This window comes from Hyphococcus lacteus, assembly GCF_041058985.1.
GTDB classification, from domain to species: Bacteria; Pseudomonadota; Alphaproteobacteria; order Caulobacterales; family Parvularculaceae; genus Hyphococcus; species Hyphococcus lacteus.
Window position 1 is genome coordinate 2,210,029 of record NZ_JBEHZE010000001.1, and the last position, 18,317, is coordinate 2,228,345.

Here is an 18,317-nt window from a genome sequence, read left to right on the forward strand (position 1 = left end):
CGATAACGGGCGGTCTCAAGTCCCCCATTTAGAGGCCGCCCGTTTTTCATAGCCGATATCTACGGCAACCCCGATAAAATCCCAATATTTGCACTTGCGAACCCGGCCCGCGTGATCTAATACCCGCGGCTTCGCGGGAGGTTTTTGGCAAAGTCCAGCCAGAATCGGACCGCGACCCTTCAACGGACCAAGCTGTTAATTCGGCGCGGTCGCCATAAACGAGAAGGCTTTGAAATGGCTAAGAAAATCTCAGGCTACCTGAAACTTCAGGTGCCGGCGGGTGCGGCGACGCCGTCTCCACCCATCGGTCCAGCGCTCGGCCAGCGCGGTCTAAACATCATGGAATTCTGCAAGGCGTTCAACGCCAAAACGCAGGAAATGGAAAAAGGGATGCCAATCCCGACGATCATTACGATCTTTTCCGACAAATCTTTCACGTTCAAAACGAAGACTCCGCCGGCTTCTTATTTCCTCAAGAAAGCAGCGAAGCTTCCAAAAGGTGGTACTGCGCCCGGTAAAGAAGTTGCCGGAACAGTAACGGTCGCGCAGTGCCGCGAAATCGCCGAAGCGAAAATGAAAGACCTCAACGCCAATGACCTCGACGCAGCGACCAAGATTATTATGGGTTCTGCGCGGTCCATGGGCCTAGCGGTGCAGGAGTAGGATCAATGGCGAAACCAGGAAAAAGAATTCGCACTGCTCGTGAAGCGGTTGATCGCAACAAGTTTTACACTGTTGCTGATGCGGTAAAGATTCTAAAGAGCAACGCAACTGCGAAGTTCGATGAGTCGATTGAAATTGCGATGAACCTCGGCGTTGATCCACGTCATGCTGACCAAATGGTTCGCGGCGTTGTATCACTTCCAAACGGCACAGGTCGTTCGGTTCGCGTTGCTGTTTTTGCGAAAGACGCAAAAGCGGAAGAAGCAACAAAAGCTGGCGCAGACATTGTTGGCGCAGAAGACCTCATGGAAAAAATTCAAAACGGCTTTATGGATTTTGACCGCGTTATCGCAACGCCAGACATGATGGCTGTTGTTGGTCGTCTCGGTAAGGTGCTTGGTCCACGCGGCCTAATGCCAAACCCGAAAGTGGGCACAGTAACGCCTAATGTCGCGCAAGCGGTAAAAGATTCAAAAGGCGGCGCAGTTGAATTCCGTGTTGAAAAATCCGGTATCGTTCACGCTGGCGTCGGCAAGGCAAGCTTTGGCGAAGATGCGCTGACCGAAAATGTGAATGCATTTATCAACGCCGTAACCAAAGCAAAACCTGCTGGGTCAAAAGGCACGTATGTCAAGAAAGTTTCGCTTTCTTCGACTATGGGCCCAGGCCTTAAAGTAGAGACGTCCGGCGCGGCATAACGCCAACTGGTCATCATTAAGCGTTAAAAGCGGTCCTTTATGGGCCGCTTTTTTTATATGCGGCATTAAACGCAATTGCGATGTTGCGTGTAATGCCGCTATTTCCCGCGGACTGATTGTTTGAGGAGTCGTCGTGCCGATTGGCTTGCGACATATCATTGCGAAAGTTCGGCTATGTCTGTTTGTGCTATTCGCACTCGGGCAGATGATGCCGTCTGGGCTGGCGCTTGCTTCTGAAGACGGCGATTTCACCTTTGTCATTTGCACAATGGATGGTGCGAAGTCGGTTTCCTGGCAGGAAATGACCGGCGAGCCATCGCCATTTCAATCTGAGAACCAAGACCAGTCAGAGGACGTTTGCCACGCTTGCGTCATGGGTGCTTGCGCTGTGGCGGGCATCAATGCACCGACTTCGAGTATCAATGTTGCGACGCCGGCAATCCACGATTGCGGCTATACATACCTTTTGGCCAAGAGTGCGCTCTATGCGGCGGGTCCGCCACTGCCTTCGCGTGCGCCACCAGCACCGGTCCTGATCTAATTCATCAGTAACCGGTGTTTCTCTGTTGAAACGCCACAATTTTTCGCGCTTCTTCAGGAGTTCCTAATGCGCAATCTATTTCTAGGCGCGGCTGTAGCCGCCGCTATGACTATGCCTGCTTTCGCCGATCAGACTGATGCAAAAGACCACGCGCCGATTGGTGTGATGGGCGATCATATGCATGAAAAAGGCGAGGTGATGTTTTCCTATCGGTTCATGCGAATGAACATGGAGGGAAATCGGATCGGGACCAATTCCGTATCGCCGGACGAGATCGTGACCACCATCCCAAATCAGTTTTTTGGTGCGCCGATGCAGCCACCGACATTGCGTGTTGTGCCACTAAACATGACAATGGATATGCACATGCTCGGCGCAATGTACGCCCCGACGAATTGGCTGACGCTTATGGTGATGGGCAATGTGCTTAGCAATGATATGGATCATCTGACCTATCAGGGTGGTATGGGGACCACGACTTTAGGCGAATTCACCACAGAGTCGTCGGGTTTCGGTGATACCAAAGTGGCCGGTCTAGTCCGGATTTTTGATACAAATTCAAATGGCATTCGGCATCGTGCGCATTTCAATGCGGGGCTCTCTTTGCCAACGGGCTCAAACACCAAGACCGATCAAATTCTGACACCTATGGGCATGACGCCGTCGCCGCGTTTGCCTTATCCGATGCAACTCGGAACGGGTACATTCGATATCCAGCCGGGCGTCACTTATTCCGGAGCGAGCGATCAGTTCTCATGGGGCGTGCAATATCTCGGTACGTTCCGAGCGGGTACTAATGACGAAGGCTATGCGCTAGGTGATCGGCATGAAGCCACAACATGGGCACAGTGGGGACCGGCACCATGGGTTGCATTTTCGGGCCGGTTGGCATTTCGATCTCAAGACACAATCGATGGAATCGACCCGGCGGTCGTCGCACCGGTGCAAACGGCCAATCCAGATTTCCAAGGTGGCGAACGGCTTGATTTTGGTCTTGGTGTTAATTTCGCCGGACAACACGGCGCGATCAAAGGCCATCGCTTGGCGGTCGAAGTTCTTTTTCCGGCCTATCAAAACCTGAATGGCCCACAGATGGAAACCGATTGGACGCTTACTGTCGGTTGGCAAAAAGCATTTTAACCCACTGGCCGCTCAGTTTTTGCTGGGCGGCCTTTCGCTTCTTTGAGGGAGTAGAAAAGATGAGACTTAGATTTTTCGATCCACGCTTTATCGCGACTATTTTGCTGACGCTATCCAGTGCAACAGCGCTCGCCCATGAATTTACTCAAGGCGGCATTCTGGTGGAGCATCCATGGGCCCGGCCAACGCATGCCAAAACGGTTCCTGCTGCGGTCTATTTCAATGTCGTCAATAAAGGTGAGGGCCCTGACCGGCTGTTATCGGTCACAACGACCCGCGCTAAGAATGTGGAGGTCCACAAAACCATGATTGATGACAAAAACATTGCTCGCATGCGTCCGGTTGTGGATGGGCTAACGATTCCGGCGGGCGCAACCGTTTCGATGGAAACCGGCAGCTATCATGTGATGTTGATCGGGCTTGATGCGCCGTTAAAAGCCGAGGAGCGATTTCCGGTGACGCTTACCTTTGAAAAGGCCGGTGAAATCGACGTCGAAATCGTGGTTGAGGATCGCGAAGCCGCGAAGGTGGACCACTCGAACCATTGAGGGTGGTAAAATTCCCGGAAGGGGCTTGATTTCTGGCCCGAGCCCGGTAGAAGCACCAACTTCACAGGCGTTTCGGCGTCGGTGATACCTGTCCGAGACTGCGGGTGTAGGTTTCCTACTTAATCTCCCGCATAGACAGAGGGAAAAGGATCGGCCGATTTCGGCAAGTCCGTACGACCTTCTGGGGCAGGCTCTCTGCGTTTGACGCGGGAGCCTTTTTGGTTTCCGACATCAAATGCGAGATTGAAGCCCCCTGTATTTATACAGGGATTATCTGAGGCCGACCGCCACATCTATGGTTGTTGGCCTTGTTCGAACCGAAGGGACCTGCCGTATGGACAGAACCCAAAAAGCGGAAGCGGTCGAATGGATCGGCAACGTGTTCGATGCGAATACGGTTGTTGTGGTGGCAAACGGAGGCCTGAGCGTCTCTGAACTGGAAGTGTTGCGCGAAGAATTGCGTAAATCCGGTGCCAGCATGAAAATCGTCAAGAATCGTCTCGCCAAGATCGCGATCTCCGGAAAGCCGAGCGATAAGCTCTCGGAACTTTTCCAGGGACCGACTGCAATCGCATTCTCTGAAGACCCGGTCGCAGCGGCGAAAGCCGTGAAGAGCTTTGCTAAGGAAAATGACAAGCTCAAAATCCTTGGCGGCGCGATGGGCGAAGAAATTCTCGACGAAAATGGTGTGAATGCGCTTGCGTCAATGCCATCTCGCGAGGAGCTTTTGGCCTCTATCGTCCTGACTATCACATCTCCAGCAGCAAATATCGCAAGCGCTGTCGGTGCACCTGCATCGAATATCGCTGGTATTTTGGAGACCTTGGAGAATCGCGAGGCAGCATAAGCGGCCCGACTGAATTTTGTTAATCTAAACAATCAACTAGGAACTAAACACAATGGCTGATCTTAAAAAACTAGCTGAAGAGCTTGTTGGTCTGACGCTTCTCGAAGCTGCAGAGCTGAAAAATATCCTTAAAGACGAGTATGGCATTGAGCCAGCAGCGGGCGCGGTTGCAGTTGCAGCGGCTCCAGGTGCGGGTGACGGCGGTTCAGGCGAAGAGCAGACTGAATTTGACGTTATTCTCGTCAGCGCAGGCGACAAGAAAATCAACGTAATTAAAGAAGTACGTGCGATTACGGGTCTTGGCTTGAAAGAAGCAAAAGAGCTCGTCGAAGCTGGCGGCAAAGCAGTGAAAGAAGCTGCTGGCAAAGCCGAAGCAGAAGACATCAAGAAAAAGCTCGAAGAAGCTGGCGCAAAAGTCGAACTCAAATAGTTTGTCTAAAATTGCGTGATAGGCGTGAATTTTCGTATCCGCAGGGGTTGCGGTCGCGGACAAGCACGCTTATTACACCCAATCGCCGCCGATGGATTCCCATCGGCGGCTTAAGGTTTTGCGGCGACGTGCTTCGGTTAATCGAGATCAAAATTTAGTCACCCGCGCCCGCGGTCGAACATTGTCCGGCCGACGGGTCTTTTTCGTATGCGTTAACCCTGTTGATAGCGGGGTTGGGTCGCGCGCGCTGCGAAACGGCTGACATCCGCTTGTGAGGATAAGATGGCGCAATCCTTCGTTGAGAAGAAACGCATTCGTAAAAATTTCGGCCGTATCGGCGATGCGGCTCCCATGCCGAACCTGATTCAGGTTCAAAAAGATTCCTACGAACAATTCCTGCAGCGCTTTATTAAGGTCGAAGATCGCGAGATCGATGGCCTCGAAGCTGTATTCCGGTCCGTGTTTCCGATTTCGGATTTCACCGAGACTGCGACGCTGGAATATGTTTCGTACGAATTTGAAGATCCGAAATATGACACCGAGGAATGTCAGCAACGTGACATGACCTACGCGGCACCACTTAAAGTGACGCTGCGCCTCATCGTCTTTGAAGTAGACGAAGAGACGGGTGCTAAATCGGTCAAGGATATCAAAGAACAAGAAGTCTATATGGGCGACATGCCGCTCATGACGGACAATGGTACGTTCATCGTGAACGGCACCGAGCGCGTTATCGTATCGCAGATGCACCGTTCGCCGGGTGTATTTTTCGATCATGACCGCGGCAAAAGCCACTCGTCAGGGAAGTTGCTCTTCGCAGCGCGGATTATTCCTTACCGTGGTTCGTGGCTAGATTTTGAATTCGACGTCAAAGACATCGTCAATGTCCGTATCGACCGTCGCCGCAAATTGCCGGCGACGACGCTGCTTTATGCGCTCGGTATGGATCAAGAAGAAATTCTCGACGAATTCTATACGCGCGTCTCGCACAAGAAGATCAAAACCGGCTGGACGATGCCGTATAATCCTGAGCGCTGGAAAGGCGTTAAGGTCGAGCGCGATCTGATCAACGCAAAAGATGGTGAGATCGTTCTTGAAGCTGGTAAAAAGCTTTCTGCACGTGCTGCCAAAAAGCTTGCAGAAGATGGCCTTAAAGAGCTTCTTCTGAGCGATCAGGAAATGTGTGGCCGTTATTTCGCGTCTGACCTTGTCAATTTTGACAATGGTGAGATCTATGCGGAAGCGGGTGAGGAAATCACCGAAGATCATATCGAGACTTTCGAAGAGATCGGCATTGATTCCTTCGACACGATTGATGTCGATCACCTGAATATTGGTGCATATATCCGGAACTCGCTGAACGCGGATAAAAACCGCAATCGTGAAATGGCGCTTATTGATATCTACCGCGTCATGCGTCCGGGTGAGCCGCCCACTTTGGAGACGGCTGAAGGTCTTTTCTATTCGTTGTTCTTTGATCCTGAGCGCTACGACCTATCTTCGGTTGGTCGCGTGAAGATGAACATTCGTCTTGATTTCGAGACCGAAGACACGCTGCGCACGCTCCGCAAAGAGGATATTCTTGCGGTTCTTAAAACGCTGTCCAATTTACGCGACGGTCGCGGCGACATCGACGACATCGACAACCTCGGCAATCGCCGTGTTCGTTCGGTCGGTGAGTTGATGGAAAATCAATATCGCATCGGCTTGCTTCGTATGGAGCGCGCGATCAAAGAACGTATGTCATCTGCGGAACTAGATACGCTGATGCCGCATGATTTGATCAATGCGAAACCAGCGGCCGCAGCGGTACGTGAATTCTTTGGTTCGTCACAGCTTTCGCAGTTTATGGACCAAACCAATCCGCTTTCAGAGATCACGCATAAGCGTCGTCTCTCAGCGCTTGGCCCTGGTGGTCTGACGCGTGAACGTGCGGGCTTTGAGGTTCGCGACGTTCACCCGACCCACTATGGCCGGATTTGTCCGATTGAAACGCCAGAGGGACCGAATATTGGTCTTATCAACTCGCTCGCGACCCATGCGCAGGTGAATAAATACGGCTTTATTGAAAGCCCATATCGCCGCGTGGAAGACGGGAAAGTGACAGACGAAGTCATTTATCTGTCAGCGATGGAAGAACAGCGTTTCGCGATTGCGCAGGCCAACGCAGAAGTGGACGAAGAGGGCCGCCTGGCTAACGAATTCGTCAATTGCCGTGTTGGTGGCGATGCGACTTTGGTTCCGCGCGAAGACGTGGCCTATATCGACGTTTCGCCGAAACAGCTTGTGTCCGTTGCTGCGGCGCTCATTCCGTTCCTAGAGAATGACGATGCGAACCGCGCGCTAATGGGTTCAAACATGCAGCGTCAGGCTGTGCCATTGCTTCAGGCCGAAGCGCCATTCGTTGGTACTGGTATGGAGTCGGTTGTGGCACGCGATTCGGGCGCGGCGGTTTCTGCTCGCCGTCCTGGTATCGTTGAACAGGTTGATGCGCAGCGCATCGTTGTTCGGGCGACTGAAGAGAATGACCCAACCAAGCCGGGTGTTGATATTTTCAATCTTCGCAAGTTCCAGCGTTCAAACCAGAACACTTGTATCAACCAGCGTCCGCTCGTGAAAATCGGCGATATCGTCCGCGAAGGCGATATCATTGCTGATGGTCCGTCAACGGACCTCGGGGAACTCGCTCTTGGTAAAAACGTCCTCGTGGCGTTCATGCCTTGGAACGGTTACAACTTTGAGGACTCGATCCTCATTTCTGAACGTATTGTGCGCGATGATGTGTTCACATCGATTCACCTCGAAGAATTCGAAGTGATGGCGCGTGACACGAAGCTCGGCCCTGAAGAGATCACCCGCGATATTCCGAACGTTTCGGAAGAGGCGCTCCGTAATCTCGATGAAGCCGGCATCGTTGCAATCGGTGCAGAGGTGCATCCGGGGGATATCCTTGTTGGCAAGATTACGCCAAAAGGCGAGTCGCCAATGACGCCGGAGGAAAAACTCCTTCGTGCGATCTTCGGTGAGAAAGCCTCGGATGTTCGCGATACATCACTGAAACTTCCGCCGGGAGTTGCTGGTACGGTTGTTGAGGTTCGCGTCTTTAACCGTCACGGCGTTGACAAAGATGAACGCGCGATCGCGATCGAGCGTGAGGAAATTGAACGTCTCGCAAAAGACCGCGACGACGAGCTTACGATCCTTGAACGTAATATCTATGGTCGTCTCAAGCCGCTGCTTCTCGGAAAAGAAGCTGTTTCTGGTCCTAAAGGATTTGAATCCGGTCAGGTTACCGAAACAGTTCTCGATGAGATGCTGTCGCGCGGCCAATGGTGGAAAATCGGCGTCGCCGACGAAGCTGTCATGGGTGAAATCGAAGCGCTTAAGAAGCAGTATGACGATTCAAAAGCCCGCCTCGAAGCGCGCTTTGAAGATAAGGTCGACAAGCTTAAGCGTGGTGATGAACTGCCACCGGGCGTGATGAAGATGGTCAAAGTCTTCGTTGCTGTGAAGCGTAAGCTTCAGCCGGGCGATAAGATGGCTGGTCGCCACGGGAACAAAGGTGTGATTTCTAAAATCGCGCCGATGGAAGACATGCCGTTCCTACAAGACGGAACGCCAGTCGACATCGTTCTTAACCCGCTCGGCGTTCCATCGCGAATGAACGTTGGTCAGATTCTTGAAACCCACCTTGGTTGGGCATGTCGTGGTCTGGGCCGTCAAATTGGCGATGTTCTTGAGGAATGGGATAATGGTTCCAAAACCCGAGAAGATCTCGTTGCTCAGTTGAAGCATGTCTATGGAGAGGAACAAGTTCTTCCGCGCTCAAACGAAGAGCTGAAAGAGCTTGGTGCGAACCTCATCCGCGGCGTGCCGATTGCGACACCAGTTTTCGACGGTGCTCGTGAAGCTGAAATCGTCGATATGCTTCAGCGCGCCGGTCTCGAAGATTCGGGTCAGGTTACGTTGTTTGACGGACGGACGGGTGAGACATTCAAACGTAAGGTCACCGTGGGCTACAAATATCTGCTCAAGCTGCACCACCTCGTTGATGACAAAATTCACGCGCGTTCGATCGGTCCATACTCACTTGTCACGCAACAGCCATTGGGCGGTAAAGCTCAATTCGGTGGTCAGCGCTTCGGTGAGATGGAAGTTTGGGCGCTTGAAGCTTATGGCGCGGCATACACGCTACAGGAAATGTTGACTGTTAAGTCAGATGACGTGGCGGGCCGGACCAAAGTTTACGAAGCGATTGTTCGTGGTGATGACTCGTTCGAAGCCGGTATCCCGGAAAGCTTCAACGTCCTCGTCAAGGAAATGCGTTCTCTCGGCCTAAACGTCGAGCTTCAGAATGGGTGACGCGTTTAGCGTCCCCCATTCCCTTTAGTTATTGATTTGCGGACTGATCATCCGCTCCGAATTGAGAGGCTCTTATGTCCCAGGAACTGCTGAACGTTTTTAATCCGACTGCGCCCGCGCAGACGTTCAATAAGATCCGCATCTCGCTGGCTTCACCGGAGAAAATTCTCTCTTGGTCATTTGGCGAGATCAAAAAGCCTGAAACTATCAACTACCGTACCTTTAAACCGGAACGGGACGGGTTGTTCTGTGCTCGTATCTTTGGCCCGGTCAAAGATTATGAATGCTTGTGCGGCAAATATAAACGCATGAAGTATAAAGGCATCGTCTGCGAAAAATGCGGTGTTGAAGTTACGTTGACCAAAGTGCGCCGAGAGCGCATGGGCCACATTGAACTGGCTGCGCCGGTTGCGCATATTTGGTTCCTGAAATCGCTTCCGAGCCGTATTTCTCTCATGCTCGACATGACGCTCAAAGATCTTGAGCGCGTACTTTATTTCGAACAATATATCGTCATCGAGCCGGGCCTTACGGCGCTTGAACCGAGTCAACTTTTGACCGAAGAAGAATATCTTCAGGCTCAAGAAGAATATGGCGAAGATAGTTTTACCGCCGGTATCGGTGCTGAGGCTATTCGTGAAATTCTTTCGTCCATCGACCTTGAGATGGAATGTGAAAAGCTACGCGTTGATATCGCTGAATCAACCAGCGAATTGAAATCTAAGAAATACGCCAAGCGTCTCAAGCTGCTGTCAGCGTTTATCGAGTCAGGTAACAAACCTGAATGGATGATCATGACGGTTATTCCGGTCATTCCACCAGAATTGCGCCCGCTTGTACCGCTTGATGGTGGTCGTTTCGCGACTTCTGACCTCAACGATCTTTATCGTCGGGTTATCAACCGGAACAACCGATTGAAGCGTTTGATCGAACTTCGTGCACCGGACATCATCGTTCGGAACGAAAAACGTATGCTTCAGGAATCTGTTGATGCGTTGTTCGACAATGGTCGTCGTGGCCGTGTCATTACCGGTACAAACAAACGTCCGCTAAAATCCCTTTCAGACATGTTGAAAGGGAAGCAAGGGCGCTTCCGTCAAAACCTTCTCGGTAAGCGCGTCGATTATTCTGGTCGTTCGGTTATCGTTGTTGGTCCTGAACTGAAGCTGCATGAATGCGGTCTGCCAAAGAAAATGGCGCTTGAGTTATTTAAGCCGTTTATCTATTCGCGTCTCGATGCGAAGGGGCTTTCGGCGACAGTTAAGCAAGCTAAAAAATTGGTGGAGAAAGAACGCCCAGAGGTTTGGGACATCCTTGATGAGGTTATCCGCGAACATCCGGTTATGCTTAACCGCGCGCCGACTTTGCACCGTTTGGGTATTCAGGCGTTCGAGCCAAAACTGATCGAGGGTAAAGCGATCCAGCTTCACCCATTGGTTTGTACTGCGTTTAACGCCGACTTTGACGGCGACCAAATGGCCGTGCACGTACCATTATCACTTGAAGCGCAGCTTGAAGCACGCGTTCTCATGATGTCGACCAATAACATCCTTTCACCTGCGAACGGTAAGCCAATCATCGTGCCGTCTCAGGATATTGTTCTTGGCCTATACTACATCACCATGGAAAAAGAAGGTGAGCCGGGCGAGGGCAAAGTCTTTGGTTCAATTGAAGAGATTGAACACGCGCTTGATTCGGGTGTCGTTACGCTTCACGCAAAAATCAAAGCTCGCTGGCAGGGACTTAACGCTGATGGCGAATTGGTCACTGAAGTTGTAGAAAGTACGCCTGGCCGGATGAAGGTTGCGCAGGTTCTTCCGCGTAACTCTGATGTTCCGTTCTCAGTCGTTAATCAACTTCTGACCAAGAAAACCATTCAGGGGTTGATTGATATTGTCTACCGCCATTGCGGGCAGAAAAAGACAGTGATCTTTGCTGACCATATTATGGACCTTGGTTTCAAAGAAGCCTGTAAAGCCGGTATTTCTTTCGGTAAGGACGATGTTGTAATCCCTGAAGCGAAGAAACAATTCGTTGAAGACACCCGCAATCTCGTGAGTGAGTTCGAACAGCAATATGCTGAAGGTCTCATCACACGTGGTGAGAAATACAACAAGGTTATCGACGCTTGGGCGAAGTGTACGGATAAAATTGCTGATGCAATGATGGCCGAGATTTCGGACACGAAATATGATCCGGATTCAGGCCGTCAGCTTGAGCCAAATTCGATCTATATGATGTCTCACTCTGGTGCTCGTGGTTCACCCACACAGATGCGTCAGCTAGGTGCGATGCGTGGTCTGATGGCAAAGCCGTCAGGCGAGATTATCGAAACGCCGATTACCTCTAACTTTAAAGAGGGTTTGACCGTTCTTGAATACTTCAACTCGACCCACGGCGCTCGTAAAGGTCTGGCGGATACCGCGTTGAAAACGGCGAACTCCGGTTATCTGACACGTCGTCTTGTCGACGTTGCTCAGGATTGTATCGTCCGCGAGGTTGATTGCGGAACGACAAACGGCATCACCATCGAAGCGGTTGTCCGTAGTGGCGAGGTTGTTGTGCCGCTATCGCAGGTACTGCTTGGCCGTACATTGCTCGAAGATGTTATGCATCCGGAAACAGGCGAAATTGTTGGTAAAGCCAATGACGAAGTCGATGAGGCTCAGAGTGAGTTGATCGAAGCGTCTGGTGTCCAGAAAGTTCGTGTTCGTTCAGTTCTGACATGCGATACAAAAGTTGGTATCTGTACGAAGTGTTATGGCCGTGATCTCGCACGGGGGTGTCCGGTTAATATTGGCGAGTCCGTTGGTGTTATCGCCGCGCAGTCAATCGGTGAGCCAGGTACTCAGCTTACCATGCGTACGTTCCACGTTGGTGGTACAGCGCAGGTTGGCGACTCATCATTCATCGAAGCGAGCCATGAGGGTACGGTCAAACTTGAAGGCCGGAACGTTGTTAAAGACTCGCAAGGCGAGTTGGTCATCATGGGCCGGAATACTTTGGTCAAAATCGTCGATAAAGACGGCAAAGAGAACGCATCTTACAAAGTTTCTTATGGTGCGAAGCTTCGTGTCGATGATGGCGACAAGGTAACACGCGGTCAGCGTCTTGCTGACTGGGATCCATACACATTGCCAATCCTGACTGAGGTCAGTGGTAAAGTGAAATTTGAGGATCTACAGGAAGGCTTCTCGATGCAGGTTGTTGCCGATGAGGCAACGGGTATTGCAAGCCGTGTTGTCATTGATTGGCGCGCCAACCCGCGTGCGGCAGACATGAAGCCGGCAATCGTTCTTGTTGACGAAAATGGCGAGCCCTTGAAACTCGCAAGTGGCGGTGAAGCACGTTACACGCTTCCTGTTGATGCGGTTCTTTCGGTTGAGGACGGTGAGATGATGTCATCTGGTGACGTTGTTTCTCGTATCCCAACGGAAGGCGCGAAAACGCGGGATATTACAGGTGGTCTTCCACGTGTTGCGGAGCTCTTTGAAGCCCGCCGTCCGAAAGACCATGCGATCATCGCTGATGTTGATGGTAAGGTTGAATTCGGTCGTGATTATAAAAATAAACGCCGTATCAAGATCATCCCAACGGATGAGAGCCTTGAACCTTCAGATTACCTCGTTCCGAAAGGCCGTCATATCGCGGTTCAGGATGGGGACTTTATCGCCAAGGGCGAATATCTGATGGACGGTAACCCCGCGCCGCACGACATTTTGGCGATCATGGGTATCGAAGCACTAGCTGACTTCCTTATTGACGAGATTCAGGAAGTGTACCGTCTTCAGGGCGTTCCAATTAACGACAAGCATATCGAAGTGATTGTCCGTCAGATGCTTCAGAAGGTTGAAGTGACTGACCCAGGTGAATCGTTATTCTTGAAAGAAGAGCAGGTCGATCGCTTTGAGTTTGAAGAAACGAACGAAAAACTAGAAGACCAAGGAAAACGTCCTGCGAAAGCAACGCCGGTTCTCCTCGGTATTACAAAAGCCAGCTTGCAGACACGGTCGTTTATTTCTGCGGCATCTTTCCAAGAAACCACGCGGGTTCTTACGGATGCGGCCGTTAACGGCAAGATCGATATGCTTGAAGGCCTTAAAGAGAACGTCATCGTTGGTCGTCTCATTCCTGCGGGTACGGGGGGCGCAATGTCGCGTCACCAGCTCGAAGCAGAACGTCGTGACCGTGAATTGATCGAAGAGCGCGTAAAACGCGCCGGGGTATCTGATGTTCCAGCAATCGAAGCCTCACCTGAAGCGGTGATGGAAGCGGGCGTTATGGAATCTGAAGGTGAGGAAAGCCCAGCAAATCAGGATGCCGCTGAATAATCAGTGCTTCCGAACACGAAATGAAAACGGCGACCCTCGGGTCGCCGTTTTTGTGTTACTAGCGATCATCGCGTTCCGTCGCCGAGCGAATCTTTGAGTGCTTGTGTTAGTCCAAATTGTAAATCGACAAAAGGTTCTGTGATGTCACGGCAATTACGGGCGAGGGAGTGGTAGAATTTTGGGTCATCTAACAACCGTTTAATACCCTTGATATACGATGCGACGTCGCCTCGCTGACAGACCACACTCGCAGCCGATAGGGCGTCTAGAGTCAAAGCTGCGTCGCTTGCTAGGATAGGCCGGCCTGCTAAGAGGGATTCGATTGCGGACATCGGTAACCCTTCGGTTTCGATGCTGGGCACGATCGAGCAGTGCGAAGATGAATAGATTGCGATCTGTTCAGCGGGTGCTGTCCATCCTTTGATCGTGACAACCTCGTCTAGCCCCGCGGTTGTTGAAGCGTTACGAAGATTTTCAAGGTCAGGGCCAGAGCCGCAAATTGTCCATTTCACAGTACCAGGCCGCTCATCTTCTAAAGCGCGGGCGATTTGAAGAAGGTGAAATACTCCTTTGGAGGCGACAATACGTCCTACATAATTAATTCGGAATGGTCTTTGCTCGTAGGGGGGCAGGGGCTTAATCGGAGCAAAAAAGTCCGCGTTGAATTGAGCTCTGAACTGACGCGTCGGTCGAGCGTTAGGCCCACCTAATTCACGAATTTGATTAGCCGAAACGGGGGAAACGCAGAGACTTTCTGCAGGTCCGTATCGCCAAAATAAACCATCGAGTGTTTGGATAAGACGTGCCGAGATGTTACTTGGTTTTTTTTCATATGGCCAAAGCGCATTGTGGAGAATTGGCACAACACGGATACCAAATATGGAAAATAGACCTTGCATGAAGTATTGGGTACACCCAGACTCGATGAGAGCAACATCTGGGCGGTAACGTACCGCACGCACAAGTAGTCTAAGTCCATGAAAAGCTTCACGTAGGTGGTATGCCGCGCCACTAGCATTCGGAATTTTCTTGGATATGTATTCAATTTTGGTCGAACCATCTTGGAGAATGCCAAAGTCTGATTTGTAACCTACAATATAAAGGTCAGCCCCAATATCGTTGCAATATTGTTCAACTTGGCTAGAGAAAGTAATCGAAACTTGCTCGGGGTCTTGCTCACCAGTTAGCCAGTGGTGGTGAGCTTTGATGGCATCGCCTGCGCCGGCTGCAAAAAACACTCGTTTGGGTGGGGTGCGCTGATTGCGCGGGTGATTCGTCATTTTTCGTCTCTCATCTCATTTCGAATCAATCGAATTATTTGCTTTTAGCCGGAATTGGCTATGGTACTCATTAATTTTGTTAGTTTTTCCTGCGTGACGCGAAAAGAGGGCGCTATATCCGTTTTGTCGGTCGTAATATAGACCAACTAAGGCCTGGAAAATGATATACGGTAACGATATGGGGCACAGACGTGAAAAAAGCACAAAAACTGCAATCAGATTGCGGTTATTGTATTGACCCCGGTGATGGGGACAGTTATGTCTCGCGCCGCTGAATGGCTGGCCGTCAGGTCTTTCGAGAGATCGACACTGAAACGCAGCCGCTTTTAGATGATGACAGTTGAGGTTCACTGAGCGGCGTTCCAAATGCGGGGCGCCTCTCGTTCGTGTCATGGATACGCGTCCATGATGCGGGGATTTTTTTTGAGGGTCGGCGCCCGCTGATAGCGAAAGCCTGGAGACGCAATGCCTACTATTCAACAACTCATCCGCAAACCGCGGAAGCCCAAGCGCCGAATTAACAAGGTTCCGGCGCTCGAAGGAAATCCGCAAAAGCGGGGCGTGTGTACGCGCGTTTATACAACGACACCAAAAAAGCCGAACTCGGCGCTTCGTAAGGTTGCGAAGATCCGCCTGACGAATGGTTTTGAGGTGATCGGCTATATTCCGGGTGAGGGTCACAATCTCCAGGAGCACTCTGTGGTCCTGATCCGTGGCGGTCGAGTAAAAGACCTTCCCGGCGTTCGCTATCACATCGTTCGCGGTGTTCTGGATACGCAGGGCGTCAAAGACCGTAAGCAGCGTCGTTCGAAATACGGCGCGAAACGCCCGAAATAGGATAAAGCGATATGTCTCGTCGTCACCGCGCAGAGAAACGAGTTGTTCACCCGGATCCAAAATTCGGAGACAAGACAGTTTCTAAATTTATGAATTACGTCATGGTCGATGGTAAGAAGCCAGCGGCTGAAAAAATCGTTTATGGCGCGTTTAGCCGTATCGAAGATAAGCTTCGCCGTCCGCCGGTAGAGCTTTTCAAGGAAGCTATTGATAACGTAACGCCCGCGATCGAGGTTCGGTCTCGTCGTGTTGGTGGTGCAACTTATCAGGTGCCTGTCGAGGTTCGTCCTGACCGTAAGCTCGCATTGGCGATGCGCTGGATTATTTCTGCAGCTCGCTCGCGCAACGAAACTACGATGATCGACAAGCTTTCAAATGAATTGATGGATGCAGCCCAAAACCGGGGTGCGGCCGTAAAGAAACGTGAGGATACGCACCGGATGGCCGAGGCCAACCGCGCATTCTCGCACTATCGCTGGTAATCGGAACTAACAGTAAAGGCTGCCACATCATGGCGCGCACGCATAAAATTGAGGACTACCGGAATTTCGGGATCATGGCGCATATTGACGCCGGGAAAACGACGACAACGGAACGCGTCCTTTATTACACAGGTAAGAGCCATAAAATCGGCGAAGTCCATGACGGCGCTGCGACAATGGATTGGATGGAGCAAGAGCAGGAGCGGGGTATTACGATTACTTCGGCTGCGACCACTTGTTTCTGGAACGACAAACGTCTGAACATCATTGACACACCTGGGCACGTTGACTTCACCATTGAAGTTGAGCGTTCGTTGCGTGTGCTTGATGGCGCTGTGGCGCTGCTTGATGCGAACGCTGGTGTTGAGCCTCAGACTGAAACAGTTTGGCGTCAGGGCGACAAGTATAACGTCCCGCGCATGTTCTTCATCAACAAGATGGATAAGATCGGTGCAGATTTCTATTACTCTGTAGACACGATCCATAATCGTCTTGCGTGTAAAACGGTCATTCTTCAGTTGCCTATTGGTGCTGAGAACGAATTTAAAGGCGTTGTTGACTTGATCCGGATGAAGGCTGTCGTCTGGGAAGAGGAAAGCCTTGGTGCTGCGTTTCACGACGAAGAGATTCCTGAGGATCTGGTCGAGAAGGCAAAAGAATACCGCGAGAAGATGATCGAAACGGTTGTCGAGCTCGAGGAAGAGGTTCTTGAGGCGTATCTTGAGGGTAATGAGCCTGATAACGAGACAATTAAGCGTCTCATCCGTCAGGGTACATGTCAGGTTGATTTCCATCCGGTTCTTTGTGGTTCAGCGTTTAAAAACAAAGGCGTTCAACCAATGTTGGACGCGGTTGTTGATTACCTGCCGAGCCCAATCGAAGTCCCTGCGATCAAAGGCCACCTTCCGGACTCAGATGAAGAAGTAACGCGTAAATCGTCTGATGATGAGCCGCTTGCGATGTTGGCGTTCAAGGTGATGAATGACCCGTTCGTTGGTTCTTTGACATTCTGCCGTATCTATTCAGGTAAGCTTGAGGCTGGTTCTCATCTTCTCAACACGGTTAAAGGTAAAAAGGAGCGTGCTGGTCGCATGCTCCAGATGCACTCGAATAGCCGTGAGGAAATCAAAGAGGCTTACGCTGGTGATATCATCGCGGTTGTTGGCCTTAAAGATACGACGACAGGCGACACGCTCTGCGATTCTGGCAAGCCAGTCGTTCTCGAGCGTATGGAATTCCCAGATCCCGTGATTGAGCTTGCGGTTGAGCCGAAAACAAAAGCTGACCAAGAAAAGATGGGTCTTGCCCTGCAACGCTTGGCTGCTGAAGATCCATCATTCCGGGTTTCAACTGACGAAGAGTCTGGTCAGACGATCATTAAGGGTATGGGCGAGCTTCACCTCGACATTCTCGTTGATCGCATGAAGCGTGAGTTTAAAGTCGAGGCGAATATTGGTGCGCCGCAAGTTGCGTATCGCGAAACGATTACGCGTGAATCTGATATCGACTATACGCACAAGAAGCAGTCAGGTGGTTCTGGTCAGTTTGCTCGGATTAAGTTCCGCATTGTGCCGCAGGAGCCGGGTGAGGGTTACTCATTCGAAAGTCAAATCGTTGGCGGTTCTATTCCGAAGGAATATATCCCTGGCGTTGAAAAAGGCATCAACTCAATTCGCGAAACGGGTCTGCTTGTCGGCTTCCCAATTCTTGACTTCAAAGTTGAGCTTTACGACGGCGCGTTCCACGATGTTGACTCGTCGGTTCTCGCCTTCGAGATTGCGGCACGGGCAGCGTTCCGTGAGAATAAAGCGGAACTCGGGTTGGCTCTTCTTGAGCCAGTCATGAAGGTCGAAGTTGTGACCCCGGAAGAGTATACCGGTACAGTCATCGGTGACCTGAACTCACGTCGTGGTCAGATCCAAGAGCAGGAAATGCGCGGCAACGCAAATGTTGTCCACGCAATGGTTCCACTCGCGAATATGTTTGGCTACGTCAACAATCTTCGTTCGGCTACTCAGGGTCGTGCTCAGTACACAATGTTGTTTGATCATTATGAGCGCGTACCGAAGGCGGTTGAAGAAGAAGTAAGAGCGAAGCTTGCCGGCTAGCCGGAAATTTTAAGGCGCCCGCCAGAAACTCGTTCCCGGGCGAAAAGTTT

Annotated in this window: 13 protein-coding genes; 12 read left to right on the forward strand and 1 reads right to left on the reverse strand. The window is 51.2% G+C overall.

What is annotated here, in order from left to right; all coding sequences use genetic code 11:
* Positions 1-234: 234 nt before the first annotated feature.
* The 9 genes from rplK to rpoC all read left to right on the forward strand — a co-directional run bounded on the left by rplK (position 235) and on the right by rpoC (position 13,560).
* On the forward strand, positions 235-663 hold the full coding sequence (rplK, locus tag ABFZ84_RS10490) for a 50S ribosomal protein L11 (RefSeq protein WP_369313970.1): 429 nt from the start codon (positions 235-237) through the stop codon (positions 661-663).
* Positions 664-668: 5 nt separating this feature from the next.
* Entirely contained in the window at positions 669-1,361 is a 693-nt protein-coding gene (rplA, locus tag ABFZ84_RS10495; RefSeq protein WP_369313971.1) for a 50S ribosomal protein L1, read from the forward strand.
* Positions 1,362-1,494: 133 nt separating this feature from the next.
* The gene (locus ABFZ84_RS10500) at positions 1,495-1,902 is read left to right on the forward strand and encodes a hypothetical protein (protein WP_369313972.1); all 408 of its coding nucleotides are present in this window, start codon (positions 1,495-1,497) and stop codon (positions 1,900-1,902) included.
* Positions 1,903-1,968: 66 nt separating this feature from the next.
* Complete coding sequence (locus ABFZ84_RS10505; protein ID WP_369313973.1) at positions 1,969-3,042, forward strand: transporter family protein; 1,074 nt, start codon at positions 1,969-1,971, stop codon at positions 3,040-3,042.
* Between the two features lie 59 nt (positions 3,043-3,101).
* On the forward strand, positions 3,102-3,590 hold the full coding sequence (locus ABFZ84_RS10510; RefSeq protein ID WP_369313974.1) for a copper chaperone PCu(A)C: 489 nt from the start codon (positions 3,102-3,104) through the stop codon (positions 3,588-3,590).
* A gap of 334 nt (positions 3,591-3,924) precedes the next feature.
* The gene (gene rplJ / locus ABFZ84_RS10515; protein ID WP_369313975.1) at positions 3,925-4,437 is read left to right on the forward strand and encodes a 50S ribosomal protein L10; all 513 of its coding nucleotides are present in this window, start codon (positions 3,925-3,927) and stop codon (positions 4,435-4,437) included.
* Between the two features lie 52 nt (positions 4,438-4,489).
* On the forward strand, positions 4,490-4,867 hold the full coding sequence (rplL, locus tag ABFZ84_RS10520; RefSeq protein WP_369313976.1) for a 50S ribosomal protein L7/L12: 378 nt from the start codon (positions 4,490-4,492) through the stop codon (positions 4,865-4,867).
* A gap of 282 nt (positions 4,868-5,149) precedes the next feature.
* Complete coding sequence (gene rpoB / locus ABFZ84_RS10525) at positions 5,150-9,229, forward strand: DNA-directed RNA polymerase subunit beta (RefSeq protein WP_369313977.1); 4,080 nt, start codon at positions 5,150-5,152, stop codon at positions 9,227-9,229.
* 74 nt (positions 9,230-9,303) lie between these two features.
* A complete protein-coding gene (gene rpoC / locus ABFZ84_RS10530) occupies positions 9,304-13,560 on the forward strand; it encodes a DNA-directed RNA polymerase subunit beta' (protein WP_369313978.1) in 4,257 nt (1,418 codons plus the stop codon).
* A 65-nt stretch (positions 13,561-13,625) separates the two neighbouring features.
* On the opposite strand, the gene ABFZ84_RS10535 is transcribed toward rpoC, so the two are convergent.
* Positions 13,626-14,840 (reverse strand): glycosyltransferase family 4 protein, encoded by a 1,215-nt coding sequence (locus ABFZ84_RS10535; RefSeq protein ID WP_369313979.1) that lies wholly within the window; start codon positions 14,838-14,840, stop codon positions 13,626-13,628.
* A 465-nt stretch (positions 14,841-15,305) separates the two neighbouring features.
* Between ABFZ84_RS10535 and rpsL the strand changes: the two genes are divergently transcribed.
* The 3 genes from rpsL to fusA are packed head-to-tail and all read left to right on the forward strand — an operon-like array spanning position 15,306 to position 18,267.
* Positions 15,306-15,677: a 30S ribosomal protein S12 gene (rpsL, locus tag ABFZ84_RS10540; RefSeq protein ID WP_369313980.1), complete on the forward strand. Its 372-nt coding sequence runs from the start codon at positions 15,306-15,308 to the stop codon at positions 15,675-15,677.
* Positions 15,678-15,688: 11 nt separating this feature from the next.
* A complete protein-coding gene (rpsG, locus tag ABFZ84_RS10545; protein ID WP_369313981.1) occupies positions 15,689-16,159 on the forward strand; it encodes a 30S ribosomal protein S7 in 471 nt (156 codons plus the stop codon).
* A gap of 29 nt (positions 16,160-16,188) precedes the next feature.
* Positions 16,189-18,267, forward strand: coding sequence for an elongation factor G (gene fusA, locus ABFZ84_RS10550; RefSeq protein ID WP_369313982.1), 2,079 nt, complete (start codon positions 16,189-16,191; stop codon positions 18,265-18,267).
* Positions 18,268-18,317 lie beyond the last annotated feature (50 nt).